At 39.9% G+C, this 21,716-nt stretch carries 14 protein-coding genes and 3 pseudogenes; 13 read left to right on the forward strand and 4 right to left on the reverse strand.

Annotated features, from left to right (window positions below):
* Positions 1 to 75 precede the first annotated feature (75 nt).
* Together P4S71_RS01830 and P4S71_RS01835 are read left to right on the forward strand one after the other, a co-directional pair.
* Entirely contained in the window at positions 76 to 231 is a 156-nt protein-coding gene (locus tag P4S71_RS01830) for a hypothetical protein (RefSeq protein ID WP_337149919.1), read from the forward strand.
* Between the two features lie 158 nt (positions 232 to 389).
* Positions 390 to 1,979, forward strand: coding sequence for a tetratricopeptide repeat-containing diguanylate cyclase (locus P4S71_RS01835; protein WP_337149920.1), 1,590 nt, complete (start codon positions 390 to 392; stop codon positions 1,977 to 1,979).
* A 36-nt stretch (positions 1,980 to 2,015) separates the two neighbouring features.
* Here P4S71_RS01835 and P4S71_RS01840 read toward each other — a convergent pair whose 3' ends face one another.
* Positions 2,016 to 2,234 (reverse strand): DUF6500 family protein, encoded by a 219-nt coding sequence (locus tag P4S71_RS01840; RefSeq protein ID WP_007377212.1) that lies wholly within the window; start codon positions 2,232 to 2,234, stop codon positions 2,016 to 2,018.
* Between the two features lie 29 nt (positions 2,235 to 2,263).
* Positions 2,264 to 2,518: a hypothetical protein gene (locus P4S71_RS01845; protein WP_007377211.1), complete on the reverse strand. Its 255-nt coding sequence runs from the start codon at positions 2,516 to 2,518 to the stop codon at positions 2,264 to 2,266.
* Between the two features lie 480 nt (positions 2,519 to 2,998).
* Between P4S71_RS01845 and P4S71_RS01850 the strand changes: the two genes are divergently transcribed.
* Positions 2,999 to 3,424 carry a hemerythrin domain-containing protein gene (locus P4S71_RS01850; protein ID WP_337120807.1) on the forward strand — a complete coding sequence of 142 codons (426 nt, stop codon included), beginning with the start codon at positions 2,999 to 3,001 and terminating at the stop codon, positions 3,422 to 3,424.
* A gap of 86 nt (positions 3,425 to 3,510) precedes the next feature.
* On the opposite strand, the gene P4S71_RS01855 is transcribed toward P4S71_RS01850, so the two are convergent.
* The gene (locus P4S71_RS01855) at positions 3,511 to 3,924 is read right to left on the reverse strand and encodes a hypothetical protein (RefSeq protein ID WP_337149921.1); all 414 of its coding nucleotides are present in this window, start codon (positions 3,922 to 3,924) and stop codon (positions 3,511 to 3,513) included.
* A gap of 416 nt (positions 3,925 to 4,340) precedes the next feature.
* Here P4S71_RS01855 and P4S71_RS01860 point away from each other — a divergent pair, with 416 nt between their 5' ends.
* The 10 genes and pseudogenes from P4S71_RS01860 to P4S71_RS01905 all read left to right on the forward strand — a co-directional run bounded on the left by P4S71_RS01860 (position 4,341) and on the right by P4S71_RS01905 (position 20,674).
* A complete protein-coding gene (locus P4S71_RS01860; protein ID WP_337149922.1) occupies positions 4,341 to 6,701 on the forward strand; it encodes a TonB-dependent receptor in 2,361 nt (786 codons plus the stop codon).
* A 10-nt stretch (positions 6,702 to 6,711) separates the two neighbouring features.
* Positions 6,712 to 8,864, forward strand: a pseudogene (locus P4S71_RS01865) (FAD-dependent oxidoreductase).
* Positions 8,865 to 8,866: 2 nt separating this feature from the next.
* Positions 8,867 to 9,684 (forward strand): annotated as a pseudogene (locus P4S71_RS01870) (DUF547 domain-containing protein).
* Positions 9,671 to 11,005 carry an ABC transporter substrate-binding protein gene (locus tag P4S71_RS01875; RefSeq protein WP_337149923.1) on the forward strand — a complete coding sequence of 445 codons (1,335 nt, stop codon included), beginning with the start codon at positions 9,671 to 9,673 and terminating at the stop codon, positions 11,003 to 11,005. The pseudogene P4S71_RS01870 and the gene P4S71_RS01875 overlap by 14 nt, the downstream one beginning before the upstream one ends.
* A pseudogene (locus P4S71_RS01880) lies at positions 11,002 to 12,769 on the forward strand (ABC transporter permease). The gene P4S71_RS01875 and the pseudogene P4S71_RS01880 overlap by 4 nt, the downstream one beginning before the upstream one ends.
* Before the next feature lie 39 nt (positions 12,770 to 12,808).
* A complete protein-coding gene (locus P4S71_RS01885; protein WP_337149924.1) occupies positions 12,809 to 13,447 on the forward strand; it encodes an ATP-binding cassette domain-containing protein in 639 nt (212 codons plus the stop codon).
* Positions 13,448 to 13,479: 32 nt separating this feature from the next.
* Positions 13,480 to 14,160, forward strand: coding sequence for a CDP-alcohol phosphatidyltransferase family protein (locus P4S71_RS01890; RefSeq protein WP_182720929.1), 681 nt, complete (start codon positions 13,480 to 13,482; stop codon positions 14,158 to 14,160).
* Positions 14,153 to 14,944 carry a sterol desaturase family protein gene (locus P4S71_RS01895; RefSeq protein ID WP_337149925.1) on the forward strand — a complete coding sequence of 264 codons (792 nt, stop codon included), beginning with the start codon at positions 14,153 to 14,155 and terminating at the stop codon, positions 14,942 to 14,944. Before P4S71_RS01890 ends, P4S71_RS01895 begins: the two co-directional genes overlap by 8 nt.
* A gap of 430 nt (positions 14,945 to 15,374) precedes the next feature.
* Positions 15,375 to 17,501 (forward strand): family 16 glycosylhydrolase, encoded by a 2,127-nt coding sequence (locus tag P4S71_RS01900; protein WP_337149926.1) that lies wholly within the window; start codon positions 15,375 to 15,377, stop codon positions 17,499 to 17,501.
* 239 nt (positions 17,502 to 17,740) lie between these two features.
* A complete protein-coding gene (locus P4S71_RS01905; protein ID WP_337149927.1) occupies positions 17,741 to 20,674 on the forward strand; it encodes a TonB-dependent receptor in 2,934 nt (977 codons plus the stop codon).
* A 244-nt stretch (positions 20,675 to 20,918) separates the two neighbouring features.
* On the opposite strand, the gene P4S71_RS01910 is transcribed toward P4S71_RS01905, so the two are convergent.
* Positions 20,919 to 21,677: an SDR family NAD(P)-dependent oxidoreductase gene (locus P4S71_RS01910; protein ID WP_007377195.1), complete on the reverse strand. Its 759-nt coding sequence runs from the start codon at positions 21,675 to 21,677 to the stop codon at positions 20,919 to 20,921.
* Positions 21,678 to 21,716: the final 39 nt, after the last annotated feature.

Below are 21,716 nucleotides of genomic sequence, written 5' to 3' on the forward strand. Positions count from 1 at the left end.
GATTCAAGAAATAGCTTAACAAACAATATAAACAAAATTATTTCACTGATAAAAATAAGTCATCAAAGGGTTAAAATGACTAGCAATATACAAATAAACATTTTAGATAATACTTTATGGGCAAAGTGTATTGCTCTAGTCTCGTTTTTACTTTTGTGTAATTTTGCCTCAGCTAACGATGAGCCATATCCGCAAAATTACCAAGCGGCTCAAGCCTCATCAATAACATAAAACTAAATGAAATAGACTATCTTCAAAATGAAGACAAACTCACTCAAGCGTTTAAAATAAGCAAAGAGCAAAATTGGGATAAACTTCATCTAGAAGCGGCCGCTTTGTATGCGGAGCTACTTTTTAGACAAGAAAAATACGAGGCGTTAAACACACACTTGTCTTATTACTTAAAGAACAAAGAGTTACCAAATCAAAAAAGTGTTCATTTATTATTTCTCGAATCACAACTGAAGTCTTTAGCGAGAAAGCCAAACCCAGCTCCAGCACTAATACTAGCCACGAAATTAGAAGAGAGCTTGCAACAGTATTCGACTAAAGAAAAAATCATTATTTTACGAGCACTTGCTTACTATTACACAGATACAGATGCATTGAAAAAAACCCTAAATGTTGCTCTAGAGGGGCTAGAATTAGCATTAAAAGATGACGATTCAGCATCTCAAGGATACTTTTTTAGAAAAATAGCCGATGCATACAATTATCTAAACGAAAAAGACAAAGCCGTATATTATGCAAAAAAAGCGGTTGCGGCATATGAGCAAACACAAGATGGGCTTTTTACTGCAAAAGCATATTGGAGTTTAGGCAATATATTGCTTGAGATAGAAAAACCTAAAGATGCCTTAATATACCTAGACAAAGCATTGCTCTATTTTAAAAAAGCTAATATGCAAAAAGGCTTAACCTTTGCTCAGTACTCAATTGCCAGTATTGAGTACTTACAAGCAAACTACGATAAAGCTTTAACTTTAACTAAAGAAAATATTGAGCTTGCTCTTTCTGCAGGTGTTCACGACATGCAACTCGCTTCACTCATTTTGTTAGCTGACATATATATAAAACTAGATTTACTTGATCAAGCAAATGAAGCAAACGATGAGGTATTTTTAAAATTAGATAAATTCAGCCGCAGTATTTATAAAGCCGATTTTTTAAGTAAACGCTATGAGCTAAAGCGACGCCTTAACTACACTGACGAGGCTTTTGAAGCAATTGAACAAAAACTCCTTTATACAAAAAAACACTACGAAGCTACCAGTGAAAGTAATATAAAAACACTTCAGGTGCAATTTGAAGTAAAAGAAAAAGAAGAAAAAATTCAGCAACTAGAGTACGAAAAAGACATTAGTGAACTGCAAGCAAAAGAAGAGTACCAACAAAAAATAATTTGGCGACTTAGCGCTGCTATTGCGTTTATTTTAGTTATTGTTTCATTCTTTTTATTTTACAAACAGGCTCGACAACGTCAAAAATATCACGATATTTCATTAACAGATTATCTAACAAATAGCCCTAATCGTAGAGGAATAATGCGCGCAGCAGAAGCAAAGCTTGATGAAGGTAAAATGACGATAGCAATTGTTGACTTAGACTACTTTAAAAAAGTTAACGACCAATTTGGTCACGATGTTGGAGATTTAGTTCTTATTGCCTTTGCAAAAGCTGTAAAAGAAACACTAAATGGTGATCATCAGTTTGGCCGCTACGGCGGCGAAGAATGGTTGTTTGCACTTAATTTGGTTGACGAACTAGCTATTCGAGATATATTTGACCAGCTCGCCACTAGGTTTACCGAGCATTGTAGTAATATAAAAGACCTTCCTAGTGATACAAAAATCACTTTTAGTGTGGGAGCCTCTGTAAGTAGCCCTTTAAAAAGTACACTAGATGTTCTTATTAAGCATGCAGATAAATTACTTTATAAAGCAAAAGAAAACGGAAGAAAACAAGTCGTTGTTGATTAAATAAGCACAGCTAAAAGTATTGGCTCATTTACTTGACTAAAGTCCGTCTAAAACCATCTGTTTAATTTTATGTGCTTTTACAAAATGATCTAATTTATGGGTGTGTATCCACCAAGTAGCGGCCTCCATAAGTAGCTCTGGGTCGTCGTTTTTATTGGCAAAAAATGCATAAAAAGAAAGCCCCACATTTTCGCCTTTAGCTGCTATTTTTTTATCGCATACGGTAATTATTTTTGCTCTTAGTTCTTCTCTCATACATACCTTATTTAATTATATTTTTACTATTAAAATACGCCATTTAAAACGCTAACGATTAGCTGTAAAAGGCTTCTATCAACCAAGCCATGATTCTCAAGCTCTTTATTAGGCGTATTTACTTTTGCAGCTTTGCATTCATTATCTAATGTCTCATTTTTACGTGTATCGGTTTCGTATGCAATATCTGCTTGTTCCATACATTTTGCCGAGCCTGCGTAAGGCTTCGCCGTACAAGCGCTTAGTAATAATAAAAGTGAAATTGCTATCAACAATTGCTTCATAACCAATCCTATTTTTACGCAACTTATTTACTTTAAATCACAGCTGCAAGTTAGGGTCAGAACGCGAGGCAGTACTACATGCACTCAGTAGAGCGCACAGCAATAATGCGGCGATGGGGGTTTTTATGTTCATCCTTAAACTATCCTATTAAGTTAACGTGCTACCTGCATTTATACCGATTGATGTTATATGTGGGAGTAACATATAGGTTGTACCTAAATAACGCTGCTACTTTATCACTGCAATAAAATAAACAACCAGTAAATATTTGTAAGGTTCTGTAGGGATTTATACTCACTTTTATAATTGAACTACGCAAAAACCTGAAATTATTGCATTCATGCAAATGTAAAATTTACAGTGATAGCAGCCTAAGAATAAAAAAATTAAAATATATTCATTAAAATACAATAACTTAATATTTGGCATTTCGTTTGCTAGTTAGTGTTATAAGCAAATAAATTGTAAAAGGACTAATTATGAATATTTTTGAAGCGCTACGTCACGATCACGACAAACAACGAAAATTAGTAGATGCGCTTATTCAAACACACGGCGACACAGAGCAGCGCCACAAGTTAATGGATGAGCTAAAAACAGAATTAGAAGAACATGCAAAATTTGAAGAACGTTACTTTTATAACCCACTTATGTTTGATGACTTAACTCATGAAAAAGCACGCCACAGCGTAGCTGAACATCACGAAATTGATGAATTAATTGAACAACTTGAAGATACAGAAATGAGCTCGTCTGCATGGTTAGTTACAGCTAAAAAGCTGCACCATTTGGTACATCATCATTTAAGTGAAGAAGAACACGAAGTGTTTCAATTAGCGGGTAAAGCACTTAACGAAGGGCAAAAAGAGAGCCTTGCTGAGCAATATAACGATGCTATGCACTAGTTGCATAACATATAAATCGACTTCCACACACTCCCTGTGTACTTATTGGTTATAAGCCATATGGCTTATAACCATTTTTTCTTTTACTACTTCACAGTAAATTTCACGTCTTGGTCGCGTAATAAGTAAAGTGTAAAACACGCAGCCCACATTGGCCATGCAGTGAAGAATAATAAGTTATTAAAGCCATCTATGTATTGGTTATAAGATGAAAGCGTAGACAAGCCATGCATCACAAAAATCACACCATAAGTAATGCGTTTTTTAATACCCGCTAAAAATGCCAATACTAATACAAGTTGCAGAGCACCGATAACATAAGCAACCATGTCTGATGAACCGCTGATCCCATAAAAGTGCTCGAAAATACGTGCGCTATGGCCTGGATTTACGAATTTATCGAATGTCCACATGATCATTACAATAAAAACGCCTAAACGAAGCGATAAAAGAGACCACTGCAGACGATTTTGTACGTCTGAACTCATTGAACCTGTCATAAAATTCCCTCAAAAATGTATAAATAAACCTTGAAGTAATCAAGACCGTATTAGTTAGTTTTTATTTCAACACAGCGTAATTATTTTTGCTTATTTTACTTTTAGAAAATAAAGCGTGGATTATTTGAAATATGCAGATTTATTATATGGAAGTTAATACATAATAAAAGGTTAACTACCCAAAAGTAGACTACAATAAAAAAGCCGATTAAAAGCAATAATTTACAGGGAATATCATACAATTGCTCTATTGATGTTTCATCCACTAATGAAACAACATTACTTAATTACAGCCCCTAAAAAGCAACTGTTTTTATAATGTTCTATAAACAAAAAGAATCGAAGGTTTACTGAAAGTTATTTTTAAACCTTTCGGTCTTTATCGACATCAACATATAACCGTAGAGAGAAAACGTTTGAAACACGCATACTTGGCTTTATCCTTAGCCGCTATATTAAATACACCACTTAACTCATTTGCAGCTGAAGAATTAAAAATAACAAAAAATGATGTAATAGAGCACATTGAAGTGGCGGGCCAAATTACTAAATCTCAAGGCCTTTCAGTTAAAGATACCACTGTAGATGGTCCGTTTGGTGATAACTTAGCACTACAAGATATAGCCCGCTCGGTAACACCAATTTCAAGTGAGTTAATAGAGCAACTTAATATTACTACGCTACAAGATGTATTAGCAGTAAGCCCTAATACCTATTCAGCGAGTGGCTTTGGTGCACCAAGTTTGCCAACAATTCGCGGACAATTGGGTGAGCTTTTTCAAGATGGTACACGCCGCCAAGCTGGCAATAATGGTTTTGGGGTGCCGTTATCGTTCAACGCAGTAGAACAAATTGATGTTGTAAAAGGCGCACCGCCGGTTCTATTTGGCTCAAGTCAACGTAACGGCGGCTTTGTGAATCTACATTCTAAAAAAGCATCTACCGATGAAAGCAAAGGCAAAGCAAGTTTATCCGCGGGCCGGTGGGATCAATACCGCGTTTTGGTCGATTACAGCGCACCGATTGTAAAAGACAAAGTTGGCTTTAGAGTGAGCGCTGAGCACATAGATAACGGCAGTTACTATGATTTTTCAGGTACTAAAAGTGACAGCCTATTTGCTGCCCTTCGGGTATTACCTGATGACAAGAGCAGCTGGGATCTTAACTTTGAGTTGTACCAAGTTGAATTTACCGATAACGCAGGTATTAACCGCCCAACACAAGCACTCATAGATCATGGCTTATACATTACTGGCCAAGGCGTACAAGCAAATGGCAGTACAATACCAGCGGCTGGTTCTATTGTTTCACCTACTGGGCAAGTAAAAATAGACCGTAGTACGGTACTTACCGATCCTGATAATCAAAACGAAGCTACTACTTACTTACTACACAGCATTTATAAGCGTGAACTTTCCAGCAATGCATCAATAAAAAATATTACGTATTTTCAGCACTTACAACGCGAAGAAATTGCACAAAACAGCTTTGTTGAAATTATAGACGGTGCCGATACCGCGCAAAATCGTACCGAATTGACTTACCAATGGAGCAATGAACAGCAAACAATTTTTGCATTTGATGTGCGCTATAATCGCGTATTAGGCTATAGCCAATTTACTACCGAAGCCGACTTGCCTATTGATTTAACTGGCCCAATTTCAAATCGTCGTATTCCTTTAACCGATACGCAACAAGCGCGTTTAATTGAAATTAGCCCGGGGGTGTTCGTATCTCCCGGTGGCCAGTACGATATTAATAACGATGGTAGCGGCGACTTTAACTTATCAGACACTACGGACTCTCGCTCATGGCAAACTGGGCTTGCTATTCAGCAAGATTCAGATTGGACAAATAAGTTTCATACAAGCGTAGGTTATCGTGTTGATTATTATGATGTAGATGCGCGCGACCCAATCGCACCACAAGGTCAAGTTGCAGCAAGTGATAGCATTAATGACACGCTGCAATCGGGTCAAGTTAGCTTTAATTACAAACTAAATAATGATTACACCACTTACGGTGCAGCAAGTTATAACGAAGCTACATCAAACAGCATGGCTGGCGGTACATCACTGGGTGGCGACAACACAATCAGTGCACAAAATTTTGCTACCGAAAACACCCTTGTTGAGTTTGGTTTAAAATACGCACCAACCGACAGCGATTGGTACGCCGATGGTGCTTTGTTTAGCCAACGTCGTAGTTTACGTAACCGCGATGGAAGCAATACCGGTATTCGTACACAAGGGTTTGAAGGCCAAGTGTTTTACGATGCCTACCCTTATTGGTTAAGTGCCGGCTACAGTTATATTGATGCACGTTACGACAATTCTGCAAGCAGTCAAGATTCAGCGCAAGTAGCAGATGCATTTGACAACTCTCGCCCAGATATTATCGCAGGCACCGGTGTTGGTGCGCCAAGCTTTACACCATTTGCGCACTCTAATCGCCAAGTTCAAGGTATTCCTGAGCAATCGTTCAGTTTTAACGGAAATTATTCAATTAATTCGAAATGGCAAACGGGTTTTTCAGGTCTATATACAAAGAGTTACCCATTGGACTTTTTAGCGACGGTAAAAATTCGTGATCAGTACACATTAAACGTAAATACTAGCTATGCTTTTACGCCTAGTACTAAATTACGTTTAGATGTAAATAACGTCACAAATCAAAAAAACTGGCGCCCCGTATTTGAAGGCGGTTACTTTGGTGCAACTTTAGCTTTTCCTGAGTTGCCAATAAACGCCAAGTTAACCCTTACGCATAGTTTTTAAGAGAGAGAACATGATTAAAAAAATATTTCTATTATTGATTGCAGCGGCCGCCGTCGGTCTGTTCTTTCATTTTGACTTACACCAACTACTTACGCTTGATGGCTTAAAAGGATCGATGGATCAGTTTAGCGATTACAAAGAGCAGTCACCGTTACTCGTTATTGGTGGGTTCTTTTTACTGTACGTAGTAGTAACTGCTCTCTCGTTACCAGGCGCCGCTATTTTAACACTTGCCGCAGGTGCATTGTTTGGCTTAGTTGAAGGCTTATTGGTTGCATCTTTTGCCTCAACTATTGGCGCAACACTTGCTTTTTAGTATCGCGTTACTTACTACGCGACACTATTAAACAACGTTTTCCTGAGCGCTTAGCCGCAATTGATGCTGGCGTTGAAAAAGAAGGTGGATTTTACTTATTTACTCTTCGTTTAGTGCCGGTGTTTCCGTTCTTTTTAATCAATTTACTAATGGGTGTTACCTCAATAAAGTCATGGACTTATTACTGGGTAAGCCAAGCAGGTATGCTAGCCGGTACGTTTGTATTTGTTAATGCAGGTACGCAACTGGCGCAAATAGAGAGCTTATCTGGAATTTTATCATTCAACTTAATCTTATCATTCGCTTTATTGGGTATTTTTCCATTCATTGCTAAAGGAATTTTAAACGTGTTTAAAAAACGTCGCGTATACAAAAACTACACTAAACCTAAAAAATTCGACCGTAACATGATTGTTATTGGTGCAGGCGCAGGTGGTTTGGTAACAAGTTATATTGCTGCTGCTGTTAAAGCAAAAGTAACCCTTATTGAAGCGGGCGAAATGGGCGGCGACTGTTTAAACTACGGTTGTGTTCCAAGTAAAGCCGTTATTAAAAGCGCTAAAATTGCAGAGCAAATTCGCCACGGTGAAAACTACGGCCTAGAAAACGCAACACCGCAGTTTTCGTTCAAAAAAGTAATGGCACGTGTACACAAAGTAATTGCAGATGTAGCACCACACGACAGTGTTGAGCGCTACACCGACTTAGGCGTAGATGTTGTAAAAGGTTACGGTAAATTAATCGACCCGTGGACTGTAGAAATTAAACTTAACGACGGTGGCACGCAAACACTCACCGCTCGTACTATTGTAATTGCAACTGGTGCACGCCCATTTGTACCGCCACTACCTGGTATTGAAGAAACAGGCTATGTAACAAGCGATACATTGTGGAATAAATTTGCAGAGCTAGATGAAGCCCCTAAAAAACTTGTAGTACTTGGTGGTGGCCCAATTGGTAGCGAATTAGCACAAAGCTTTGCACGTTTAGGTTCAAGTGTTACGCAAATTGAAATGAGCGAACGCATCATGATCAAAGAAGACCTTGAAGTGTCTACTTTTGCTCATGAAGCGTTAACCGAAAGTGGCGTTAATATTTTAACATCGCACCAAGCACTTCGCTGTGAAACGCGCGATGGTAAAAAATATATTGTTGTTAAGCATGACGACAAAGAAATAGATATTGAATATGACGAGCTATTATGTGCCGTTGGAAGAAGTGCGCGCCTTAAAGGTTATGGCCTTGAAGAGCTAGGCATAGAAACAAACCGTACTGTTGTAACTAACGAATACCTAGAAACACTATACCCAAATATTTTTGCAGCAGGCGATATTGTAGGTCCATACCAGTTTACACATGTGGCAGCCCACCAGGGTTGGTACGCAGCGGTAAATGGCTTATTTGGTAACCTTAAAAAGTTTAAAGTAGATTACCGTGTTATTCCGTGGACTACGTTTATTGACCCAGAAGTTGCACGTGTTGGTTTAAACGAGCAAGACGCAAAAGACAAAGGCATAGATTACGAAATTACTCGCTTTGAATTTGAAGAGCTAGACCGTGCAATTACCGACAGCGCTACAAAAGGCTTTATTAAAGTGATTACACCAAAAGGCAAAGACAAAATATTGGGCGTTACTGTTGTATCTGAACACGCTGGCGATTTAATTGCTGAGTTTGTACTGGCAATGAAACACGGTTTAGGCCTTAACAAAATACTCGGTACTATCCACAGCTACCCTACTTGGGCTGAAGGTAATAAATACGCAGCAGGTGAGTGGAAACGCGCTCATGCACCTGAAAAAGTGCTTAACTTGCTTGAAAAATACCACACTTGGCGTCGAGGTTAATTATGTTTAAAACACCTTTAAAAGCATTACTACTTGGTTCGGCTTTAGTTGTAACATCGTTTGCAGCGTCATTTTCGGCCCAAGCCCAGAGCATGCACGATAGCTGGAATGCATTGTTAAATAAGCATGTTGTCGCCATTAACCATAATCACAGTACTGAGGTTGATTACGCTGCCATAAAACGTGAGCATGCACAGCTAAAAACGTATTTAGATTCGTTAACGGCTGTAACGCAAAGCGAATTCGACGCATGGGAAAAGCCTAAGCAACTCGCTTTTTTAATCAATGCATATAACGCATGGACTGTTGAACTTATATTGACTAAGTATCCAGATCTTAAATCAATCAAAGAGTTAGGGAGTTTTTTAGTTCACCGTGGAGTAAAGAGTTTATTCCTTTACTTGGCAAAACTCGCAGCCTTGATGATATAGAGCATGGTTTAATACGTGGCAGCGGGAAATACAACGACCCACGCATTCACTTTGCAGTAAATTGCGCGAGTATTGGTTGCCCTGCACTTCGAGAAGAAGCGTATACAGCCACTGATTTAGAGAGCCAATTGCAAGAGCAAACGGTGCGTTTTTTATCAGATATGACACGTAATATGGCTCAAGAAAATACGCTAAGCCTCTCTTCAATATTTAAGTGGTACGGCGATGACTTTGAAAAAGGCTTTCGAGGTGCAAACACGCTACAGCAGTTTTTCTTGCAATACAGCGATGCACTTAAACTGATACCAGCTCAGCAAAAAGCACTTAAAAATGATGACATGGAAGTTAAATTTTTAGACTACAACTGGGATTTAAATGTTCGCCATTAAGTTTTGGCAAACACAGGCGCGATACAGCTTTTGCTGTGTCGCGTTTTACGTTTGTACAATCGCAAATTCAGCTGTTTTTTCGAGCATCGCGTTTGCTAATACCGTTATTAACTCAAATAGTAAAAGTAATTTAGTAATAAACACACAACAGGGATCTCGCTGGCAACAAGTTCAAGCACTTGGTAGCAATCAAGATGTATACTTTTATGCATGGGGCGGCGACGCGCAAATAAATGCTTATATTCAATGGGCAGCACAGCAAGTTAAAACTAAGTACAACATTAACCTAGTGCATGTAAAATTAAGTGACACCAGCGAAGCAGTAAGCCGTGTACTTGCCGAAAAATCAGCAAACAATAACAACCAAGGCAGCGTAGATTTAATGTGGATCAACGGAGCTAACTTTGCCACCATGAGTGAGCACTCTCTGCTTTTAAGGCAATGGGCGAGTAAACTCCCCTACTTTGCATTAACCGATGCTGCTAATAACCCTGCTGTAACCTTTGATTTTGGTTTACCTACCAATGGGATGGAAGCGCCATGGGGGCAAGCGTCACTTACGTTTTATTACGACAGCATTGCAATAAATGGTAAGGCAAACAATAAATTGCCGACGACATTAAACGAATTATTAAACTGGAGCGCACAAAACCCTGGTCGCTTTAGTTACCCAAAGCCACCTGACTTTTTAGGTATGAGCTTTTTAAAATACGCCTTAGTTGTACTGCATCAGCAAAGCAGCGAAAATATTAAAGCGCAGCTAAACCAACCAGCTACAACTAAAAATACAACACAAGTGTTAAACCCACTGTGGGACTTTTTAGATAAACTACACCCAACGCTTTGGCGTGGTGGCACTCATTTTATGCAAAGTGGTGCTCAAATGCGCCGCCTTGTGGACGATACAGAGCTGAGTTTAGCCTTTACTTTTTCAGCACCTGAAGTACCCGCAGCTGTAAAACGCTATGATTTACCAAACAGCATTCGCAGCTATGCAATGAGTGATGGCAGTTTAAGTAATACCCATTTTGTGGCAATCCCTTACAATGCAAGCCACCAGCAAAGTGCGCAATTAGTGGCTAATTTTTTACTCAGCCCTGAAGCGCAAGCTGAAAAGCAAAAAGCGCATATATGGGGCGATAAAAGCGTACTTATTCAATCAACGTTAACGCCTGAACAACAAGCCTTATTTAAAACAGCTAAACCGCATCCAAGTGCACTGCCTTTAAACAGTATTAAACGCACATTGAGCGAACCTCATCCAAGCTGGGTAAACGCCATTATGCAAGGTTGGCAAACCCGTTATGGAGTAAGCCAATGAGCGTTATTTCAAAAAGTGTACCGATTAATACCAAAGCAACAACGCAGTGCAGCACCGATATGTTTACGCGCATTGTAAAATTTAGCCCGCGATTTTTACTCGCTTTACTTATACTACCCGTACTTGGTGGCTTAATTAGCGTATTGCTGCCTGCCTTTGGTTATGCGCCCGTACTTGAGCAAACAACGTTTAGCTTGCAAGGTTTTAATGCCCTTTGGCAAACACCTGGCCTTACTCAAATGGTTACCTTAAGCGTTGCAACGGGCTTAATAAGTACTCTGCTTGCATTTATCATTACCTTAATGATTTTAGCTGCGTTTTTTAATAGCCCGTGGCTTAACCGAATTCAGCGTTTATTGAGCCCTATATTAGTGATACCTCATGCCGCCGCGGCTATTGCAGTAGGGTTTTTAATTGCCCCTTCAGGTATGATTTCACGCTTAGCGTCGCCTTGGTTAAGCGGCTGGGAACTTGCGCCAAACGGCATGTTTCCGCATGATTCGTTCGGTATTAGTATTATTTTAGGCTTAACACTAAAAGAGCTTCCCTTTTTATTATTAATGGCACTGGGCGTACTTGCTCAACCTGAGCTTGGCAAAAAATTACGCCAGCAACATAAGGTTGCGCTTAACTTGGGTTATTGCCCAATGACCGCCTTTTTAAAGTAATACTGCCAAGTCTTTATCCGCTGCTGCGCTTACCCCTTTTAGCAGTGCTTGCCTATGCAAGCGCAAGTGTAGAAATGCCACTCATTTTAGGCCCAAATACACCACCCACGTTAGCCGTTGCAATAATGCATTGGTTTAACGATGTTGATTTAAACCTGCGCATTAAAGCCTCAGCGGGCGCTTTATTACAACTGGCTGTTACAGGTGGGTTATTAGCCCTTTGGCTTGGCGCAGAAAAGGCCGTAAAAGTGCTATTTAGCGACTCCCTCACTAATGGAGTGCGCGAATACGGCGGATTTTATTGGCAAAAAATAACGGTCGTACTCACCATATTAGTAATTAGCTTTATAATGTTGTCACTTATTGGTTTAGTTATGTGGTCGGTTGCAGGCTTTTGGCGCTTTCCAGATGCAATGCCTGAGCAATTTACACTACTGCATTTTAAAAGTGCGCTAATGCAAATGAGCAGCCCGCTTTTTAATACCCTAGCAATCGGTTTAGTAACCACATTATTTGCCATTATTCTTACTCTATTGTGTTTAGAATCAGAGCAATTGAGTGACAAACCGATTTCTCGTTTTACCAGTTTAATTATTTACTTACCGTTATTAGTACCCAGTATTGCCTTTTTGTTTGGGCTAGTATGGATACAACAATTGGTAAATAACCAAGCCGCATTTTTTAATGTGGTACTTACGCATTTACTGTTTGTGTTGCCTTATGTGCTTTTGTCACTTGCGAGCAGTTATAGGCGCTTAGATCCTCGTTTTGCTCATGTTGCAGCAAGCCTAGGCGCAGCGCCATGCAAGGTGTTTTTAAAGTAAAACTACCTCAGTTGTTTGCCCCTATTTTAATTGCAGCCGCGCTGGGCTTAGCAATTAGTTTTGGACAATACCTCCCCACGCTTTTAGCTGGCGGCGGGCGCATAGCCACAATAACAACCGAAGCTGTTACGCTTGCCAATGGCGCAAGCAGACGCACCAGTGCCGTGTACGCTATTATGCAAATGGCGTTGCCACTTATTGGATTTATACTGGCATGGGGTTTACCTAAATATTTTTCAAAAGTGCACGTGTTTAAACGTGCACATATTTAAAGCACCCATGTTTAACACTATCAGGGTTAAGGTTTTTTAATGCAGTCATCGTTACAGATTAAAAATTGTCAGCTTTATCGCCAAAATGAGCTGTTACTTAGCTTAAACGAGCAAGTTAATGGCGGTGAAATTCTGACTATTATGGGCCCATCAGGCAGTGGTAAATCAAGCTTATTAAATTGGCTTACGGGTACTTTACCAAGTAGCTTTAAGGCCAATGGAGAGGTGTGGCTTAATGGCCAAAATATCAATAACACCCCTCCACACTTGCGCCATATTGGAGTGCTTTATCAAGACGCTTTATTGTTTTCGCATTTAACTGTTGCTGGTAACATTGCCTTTGCAATGCCCAAAGGTAATAAAAAACAACGCATTGAAAAAATAGAACACGCACTTGAGCAAGTCGGTCTTAAAGATATGGGCAATCGTCACCCCGATAACTTATCGGGCGGGCAGCAAGCCCGTGTTGCATTATTACGTATGCTGCTGAGCGAACCTAAAGCCATTTTACTCGACGAACCCTTTAGCAAACTCGACACCCAACTGCGTGTTGATACACGTGAACTCGTGTTTAGCCAAATACGCGATCATAAGCTACCTGCAATTATGGTAACTCATGACCATAGCGACGCCGACGCTGCAAATGGTAAACTCATTACTTTAAATAGCGCACTTTAATCCGTGGCTTTAATACGCATAAGGCAATAAACATGCTAGACAAATTTATCACCCCTGTCATTAAGCCTCTTTTAACACCTGTGGTTATGCTTATGCATAAACGCGGCATAACCGCCGATCAGCTCACTGTTGTAGGCTTTTTAGTTGGCTTATTAGCCGTGCCATTACTGGCGTTTGAAATGTGGTACGGCGCATTAGTGGCCATTGCTTTAAATCGAATTTTAGATGGACTTGATGGCGCATTAGCACGTTATGCAAACCAAAGTTCAAGCGCGGGTGGCTTTTTAGATATCACACTCGACTTTTTATTTTACGCGGCTATTCCGCTTGGCTTTATTTTGGCAAACCCTGAGCAAAACGCGATAGCGGGCTCCTTATTACTTGCCACTTTTATTGGTACGGGCTCAAGCTTTTTAGCTTTTGCGATTGCCGCCGAAAAATTTAAACTCGAAAAACCGCAATTTAAATATAAAAGCTTTTACTACTTAAACGGCTTAACCGAAGGCACTGAAACAATAGCGCTATTTATTGCATTTTGTATTTGGCCGCAGCACTTTGCGGTTATGGCGAGCATTTTTGCTATTGCGTGTGGCATAACTATTTTTACCCGTATACATGGCGGTTATCACACGCTTAAGCAACAAGAAGCCGATGCTAACAAAGCAGCTGAAAACGTGCCTAGCAGTTCAAATTCTGAGGTAATAAATGACTAATGAAGTATGGTGGCGACTAGGCTTCTTTTTTAGCATTTTAGTTATAATGATGCTGCTTGAAGCGCAAAAACCAGCGCGTAAATCACCAATAAAAAGCAGTACACGTTGGTTTGCTAACTTTGGGTTAGTGTTTGCTTCATCAGTTGTTGCGCGCTTAGTGGTTCCCATTGGGCTAACCGCTGTTGCACTTTACAATCAAGAGCACGGCATAGGCTTATTTAATCAAATAGCTCTACCAAGCAGTTTAATTATTATATTGAGCATACTTTTACTCGATATATTAATTTATTGGCAGCATAGATTATTTCATCAAGTGCCTATATTATGGCGCTTGCACCGTGTACATCACGCCGATGCACACGTAGATACCAGTACAGGGCTGCGCTTTCACCCTATCGAAATTGTACTGAGCATACTTATAAAACTCATTGCAATAACTGCTCTTGGCGTACCTGCCATTGCGGTACTTATTTTTGAAATAGCACTTAATGGTTTAGCATTATTTAATCATGCAAATATACGCCTACCTAATGCCATTGAAAAGCCGCTGCGTTTAATACTAATGACGCAAATATTGCATCGAATTCATCATAGCCAAGTCGTTAGCGAAACTAACTCAAACTATGGTTTTAGTGTAATTTGGTGGGATAAATTATTTGGTAGTTACAAAGGTAAAGCTAAAAAAACCGACGCAGATATAAATATTGGCTTAAAAGAATACCCAAGCCAAAAGCAAAATGCCTCGTTGTGGGGATTACTTTCAATGCCTTTTAAAAACAAGTAAAAACAAGTAAAAACAAGCATATTTTATCTCATACAATACCAATCCACTTAGAATTACTTTTATGTAGATTGGTATAAACAAAATACTCTTTAAATACTATAAATATACCTGTAACTAACCTTTTAATTGTTAAGTCCTTTCCTACTTTTAGTCGTAAAAAATATTCCGTTCTTGCTCCCATCAAAAAATACAAACAACGTAACCATGTGTATAAAATGCAATTTATGTACAGTCTCAAATTGGTAAACTGGTCTTACCGTAAACTAATTGTAAATAAATTAGACAAATAAGTTGACCAATTCGCCACTCCGCAATATCATTTGTAAGCGCTTACAAAACACAAGTTAATAATGTAAGCGCTTACAGCATGAAGAACAAAGCTCAAAAAACAATTAATCTGACAATAATCTGTTGAAACCGGGGTTCAGTTATGAACATTGAAACAACGCACATTACACGTTTACTTGCCGCTATCTCTTTAGTTACGTTAGCTGGCTGTGGTGGTGACTCTGCCACTAAATCAAATTTTGAAAATGTAGATGCCTCTGAGCCAGTATCAGATTGGCAAATGGTTTGGAGCGACGAGTTTGAAGGTTCAGCCATTGATACAAACAAATGGAACTATGAATTAAACTGCGATGGCGGTGGTAACAACGAGAAACAGTGTTACACCGACAGCGAGCAAAATGCATTTATTGCAGACGGTGTGTTAAACATTGTTGCCCTACCCGCTGAAGAAGGTGCAGAAAAACCTTACACTTCAGCGCGCTTAAATACGCGTTACAACGCTGACTTTACATATGGTCGCTTTGAAGTGCGCGCCAAACTTCCATCAGGACAAGGTAGCTGGCCAGCATTTTGGATGCTGCCAACTGATGAAGTTTACGGCACTTGGCCTCGTTCTGGCGAAATAGATGTTTTAGAATCAGTAAACCTTAAAACACCAGATGAAGACGGCGGTATAGAGTCTAGTATCCACGGCACCCTTCATTACGGACGCGCGTGGCCAGATAACAGCTACACAGGGCAAGAATACAAATTCCCTGAAGATACTAATCCAGCAGATAATTTCCACACGTATGCTGTTGAATGGCAAGAAGGTGAAATTCGCTGGTACGTAGATGGTTACCTTTATGCAACTCAGCGTCAATCTGAGGTTTTATATAATTCCAAAAATGAGCCTGCGGGCTTAAAACATCGTGGTTGGTTTGCAGAATACTTTGAACAAGGTTCTGGCGAACTTACAACGCATTGGGATAGCGCACCATTTGATAAAGACTTTCACTTATTGCTAAACCTAGCAGTAGGCGGCGACTGGCCTGAAAACGTTAATGATTTAGGTGTAGACGCTAGCGCATTTGAAAACGGCCAAACCTTTGCTATTGATTACGTACGTGTTTATCAATGTGCATCGAACCCTGATACAGGTAAAGGTTGTGAAACCATTCGCCCAGGTTACGATAGCTTAAACGATGCCTTACTTGAGGGTGAGGCACCAGTTCCTATAGCTGGAGGAGTTACTCCATTAACCATATTTAGTGATTCTTTTAATATTAATTGGCCTGCATGGGATTGTTGCGGAGGTTCAACTCCTGCAATAGTAGCTGACGCTCAGCAAGGTAATACAGTTGAATTTAGTGTTGGTGAAAACCCAACTGTAAACGGCTTTATCTCAAGAGCAGCAAACATTTCTGATGAAGCAGGCGTAGCATCACCTTTCGATGCAACACCACTGTTAGCACAAGGGTATTTTCAATTTAAAATGAAAGTAACTAGCGCACCTGCTGATGCAAACTCTACATGGGTTATTAAGCTTGAAAGCGCAGGGGACACACCTACTGCAGCCGAATTGCCTATTACTCAAAGCGTCGAAGGTATTGCCCCTGTTGTAGGTCAATGGCAAACATACACCTTTAAATTAACCGATCTTGTTGCTGCAAACCTAGATATTAGCGCAATTGATGCGGTTATGATCTTTCCTGCTTGGGGCACTGGTAATGGTGCTGTTTATAGAGTTGATGATGTAAAAGTTACGCAAGATTTCCCTGAACTTGATGTGTTCTCTGATACCCAAAATCTTGATTGGCCAATGTGGGACTGCTGTAGCGGCTCTACGCCAGTGGAAGCAATGGATGATGAACAACATGGTATAACTGCAGAGTTTACAATAAACGATACGCCCACTGTAATGGGCTTTAATAGCCGTACATCTGTTGGCGGGAGCGGCGAAGCATTTGATGCAAGCGCTATCATAACGGTTGGTCAAATTACGTTTGATATGAAAGTTACGAGTATGCCAAGCACACCCGATGCCCCATGGTTTTTCAAAGTTGAATCAAACGAAGGTGACTCTGCCGTAGAGCTCGCACTTACTGAAAGTCTTGAAGGCATTGCCCCTATTTTAAACGAATGGCAAACATATACTTATACGCTTTCTGACTTATCGGCTGCCGGTTTAGATGTAAGTGCAATAGATGTATTAATGATTTTTCCTAATTGGGGCCAAGGTGCTGGCGCAGTATACCGTGTTGATAATGTAAAAATTTCAAACCCATAATTAAGATTTCACTGACAAAATTCTAGGTGTTTATACCAATTGCATTAAACAAGAGACCTATTATAGCGCTAAGAAAATAGCACAATAACAAGGCGAAATTGTGACATATCGTTGTTCTATATGAATAATTTAACTCAGTTAGTGAGTTATTTAATGCGATAGAATGATCATATTTTTAATAAAATTGGTATTACACAGCACCTTCACTCTTGAACAACATTTTATAAAGCAGAGCTATTATGAACACATTCAATTTTAAAAAGAGCCAACTTGCGGCTTCTGTGTCTCTCATCATTGCTGCGAGCACATTAAACACAGCTATCGCTGCAGAAGCAGACATATCAGCAAAGCCTGATGTAGAAATTATTGAAGTAAAAGGTATTCGTGGTTCACTTATTCGTTCTATGGATATGAAACGCGACTCTTCTGGCATTGTAGATGCCATTTCATCTGAAGAAATGGGTAAATTCCCAGATACCAACTTAGCAGAATCATTACAACGTATTACCGGTGTATCGGTAAGTCGTGCAAACGGTGAAGGTAGCCAAATTACAGTGCGTGGTTTTGGCCCTGAGTTTAACTTAATTACCTTAAATGGTCGCCAAATGCCGGGCACAGGTTATACACGTTCGTACAACCTTGAAAACATCGCCTCTGAAGGTGTAAGTGCCCTTGAAGTGTTTAAAACTGCACGTGCAGACGTGCCAAGCGGTGGCTTAGGTGCAACGGTAAATATTTCTACTGCGCGCCCTTTTCAAAAGCCGGGTCAAAACTTTTCAGCTACCGTTAAAGCAAACCACGACTCGTCAAACGAAGCTGGCGATGACGTAACACCAGAGTTTTCTACGGTTTATAGCAATACTTTTGTAGATGACACTTTTGGTTTTGGTTTTTCATTTTCGCACCAAGAGCGTGACTTTCAAAAACAAAGTGCCAATATTCAAGGCTGGCAGGCAAACGTAGACTTACCTGAATTAGATAGCAGCAACGTAGTTGATAACCGCACAGACCCTGCAGGTAACTACTACCTCCCTAAAGACATGAACTACTCTATTGAAGATGTAGAACGTGAACGAACAAACGGACAAGTTACCTTTCAATACGCACCGGTAGATGGCTTTGTAGCAACACTTGATTACACTGCAAGTAAAGCTGTAACAGGTTCTCAGAGTATTGGTTGGGGTATTTGGAACGACTTTGGTAGCAATATTAATGGCTACGAACTAGATGAAAATGGTACAGCTGTTTATGCTGATATTAGCGGTAACGATGCGTCATTCACAGCTAATAAAGGAACTTCAGAAGTAAAAGCACGCTCACTTGGTTTAAATCTTGATTGGGAAATTAACGACACATGGCACGTAGAGCTTGATTACCACGACTCTAAAAATGAGACTGATAACGGCGCCGACAATGGGCTGGGAAGTGCAGGCCAAGTAATTTTAGGTTCTGATCAGCTAGCTAATAAAATTTATGATTACCGCACGGGCGAAGTACCCAGTGCACAAGTTAATTGGTTAAATGGCACAAGTGAATTAACGCCTGGCGAAATTGATTCAAACTTTAGTCAGTTTACTCACTCACCGGGTGAATCAAACATTGAACAATTACAGCTACATACAACATGGTATAACGAAAGCTACGACATTGGTTTAGTTAAAGTTAAATTTGGCGCATCACGTACTGAGCAAAACACCGGTGGTTACACCGCGTGGAGTGGTTTAGTAGGTGGTCCAGGCTTTAACCCATCGTATACAGAAATATTCCCAGATAGCATGTTTACCCGTCACGATACATCGGGTCTTTTAGATCAATTTGCTGGCGGCGGTAGCGACTTACAACCTAATTACTACTACACGTATGACTTTGATGAAGCTGTTGCACGCCAAATTGCTTATTTAACAGCAGATGTAACAGGCTCAGATGCATACGCAGCTAATGCCTATATGGATGGTATTGACAGCGAAAGCTACGTAGAAGAAATCACTAATAGCTTTTATGTTCAATCAAGCTGGGAATTTGACGTAAGTAACTACTACGTAAAAGTCAATGCAGGCCTACGTTATGAGCAAACAGACGTAACCAGTACTGTACGTCAACGCGTTGAAGATCAAGTTAATTGGATCAGCGCTTCAGAGTGGATCATGCAATACGCTGCTGGCGGCGATGATAACTTCTTAGAGCAACAAGGTGATTACGATGTTTTACTGCCTTCAATCGACGTAAGTGTTGATTTAACTGAAGACGTAGTAGCCCGCGTATCTTGGGGTAAAACAATGTCGCGTGCACCACTAGGTAATTTAGCCGGTGGCCGCAGCTTAACAGGCAGCCCAAAACCAGGTTCTCGCACAGGTAGTCAAGGTAATACAAACTTATTGCCGTTTGAATCAACAAACCTTGATTTATCACTTGAGTATTACTACGCCGAAGGCAGCTACGCATCTGTTGGTTACTTTAAAAAAGATGTTGATAACTTTATTCAAACCACCATTACGCAAACCACTATTGATGGCTTGTACGATGTTTTAAACGGCCCTCGTTACTTACAAGCCGTAAGCGATATTGAATCACGTGGCGAGCAAGCAACAACCGACGCTATTTTTGCACAAATGATTGCCAGCGGTTACGGCAATGCAAATGGCGTTATTGAGCCAAACAGCGACGATCCGCTAATTACATGGAATATTAGCCAACCACAAAACACCGACAGTAAATCGGTAGATGGTTTTGAAGTAGCTGTTCAACACTTAATTGGTGAAACCGGTTTTGGTGTTGGTGTTAACGCGACGTTTGTAGATGGCGACGTTGAATTTGATAGCGAAAGCCTTGATCAACAAGCACCACTTACAGGCTTAAGTGACTCAGCTAACTTCCAAGGCTTTTACGAAAAAGACGGCCTATCAGTTAAAATTACTTATGCATGGCGCGACTCATACCTAATTGGTGTAGGCCAAGCGCAAGGTTCAGCTGATGCGCCTCCGCAATATGCTAAAGCGTATGGCCAATGGGATATGAGCGTTAACTACGATGTAAACGAAAACGTAACGGTATTTTTTGATGGCATAAACTTAAATAATGCAACCGAAGAAGGTTACGGACGTTACGAAGAGCAGTTCTTATTTGCTAATCAATACGGTCCTCGTTACTCAATTGGTGCTCGTTACACGTTCTAACTAAATTTCCTTTAGTAAAAAATGCAAAAAACCGCTCACCGAGCGGTTTTTTATTGTCTAAAGTCATAATTTTTTAATAAGTGATACCAATCTGTTTATATATGGGGACTATTTAACGTTAAGAAGATTACGCTAGAGCTGGGCAAAAATTTTTGTACATAGTTGTTCTAAAGAAAAATTTAGACGACGCTATAGTGAAATTTAATTCACTAAATTGCTCAAAGATTCATGCCGGTTGGTATGATTACATATACATACCGCCCGATACCTCAAGTCGTTGGCCTGTCATCCAACGGTTTTCGTCCGCTAATAAGTTAGCAATCATAGGCCCTATATCGTCTGTTACACCAACTCTGCCCATTGCCGTTTGTGATGTAATAAACGCATTTACTTCATCGTTATCACGAACGACGCCATTACCAAAGTCGGTTTCAATTGCACCAGGGGCTACAACATTTACCGTAATATTTTTAGGTGCAAGTTCTTGAGCTAAATACCTTGTCATTACTTCTATTGCACCTTTGGTCATTGCATAAGTAATATGACCGGGTAATGAAAAACGCGTTAAACCACTTGATAAATTAATAATACGACCACCGTTTTTTATAAAGGGCAACAATGTTTGGGTAACAAAAAATACTCCCCTTAAGTTAATATTTATTAACGTATCAAAAGTTGATTCACTTGTGTCTGCAAAACTGCTAGTAAGCCCCACCCCTGCATTATTAATTAAGTAATCAAACTCACTTTGTTGCCAATGAGTCTGCAGGACATTTTGTAGTTGTTGTGCAAAATCCTCAAAGCCGAGCATATCACTTACATCTAATTGCAATGCAACCGCTTTAGAGCCTAGCTCCTGTACTTGCTTTACAACCTCTTTTGCTTCTTTTTCATGACGACGGTAAGTAAAAATGCAATCGATATTTTGCTTTGCAAGGCAAAGCACCGTGCTTTTACCAAGCCCACGATTACCACCGGTGATCACTGCAATTCGTTTGTTCATTGTTATATCCTGTTGAAAATAAAAGCGGTGAGTTAAATA

This window comes from Pseudoalteromonas sp. B62, assembly GCF_037162565.1.
GTDB lineage: Bacteria > Pseudomonadota > Gammaproteobacteria > Enterobacterales > Alteromonadaceae > Pseudoalteromonas > Pseudoalteromonas fuliginea.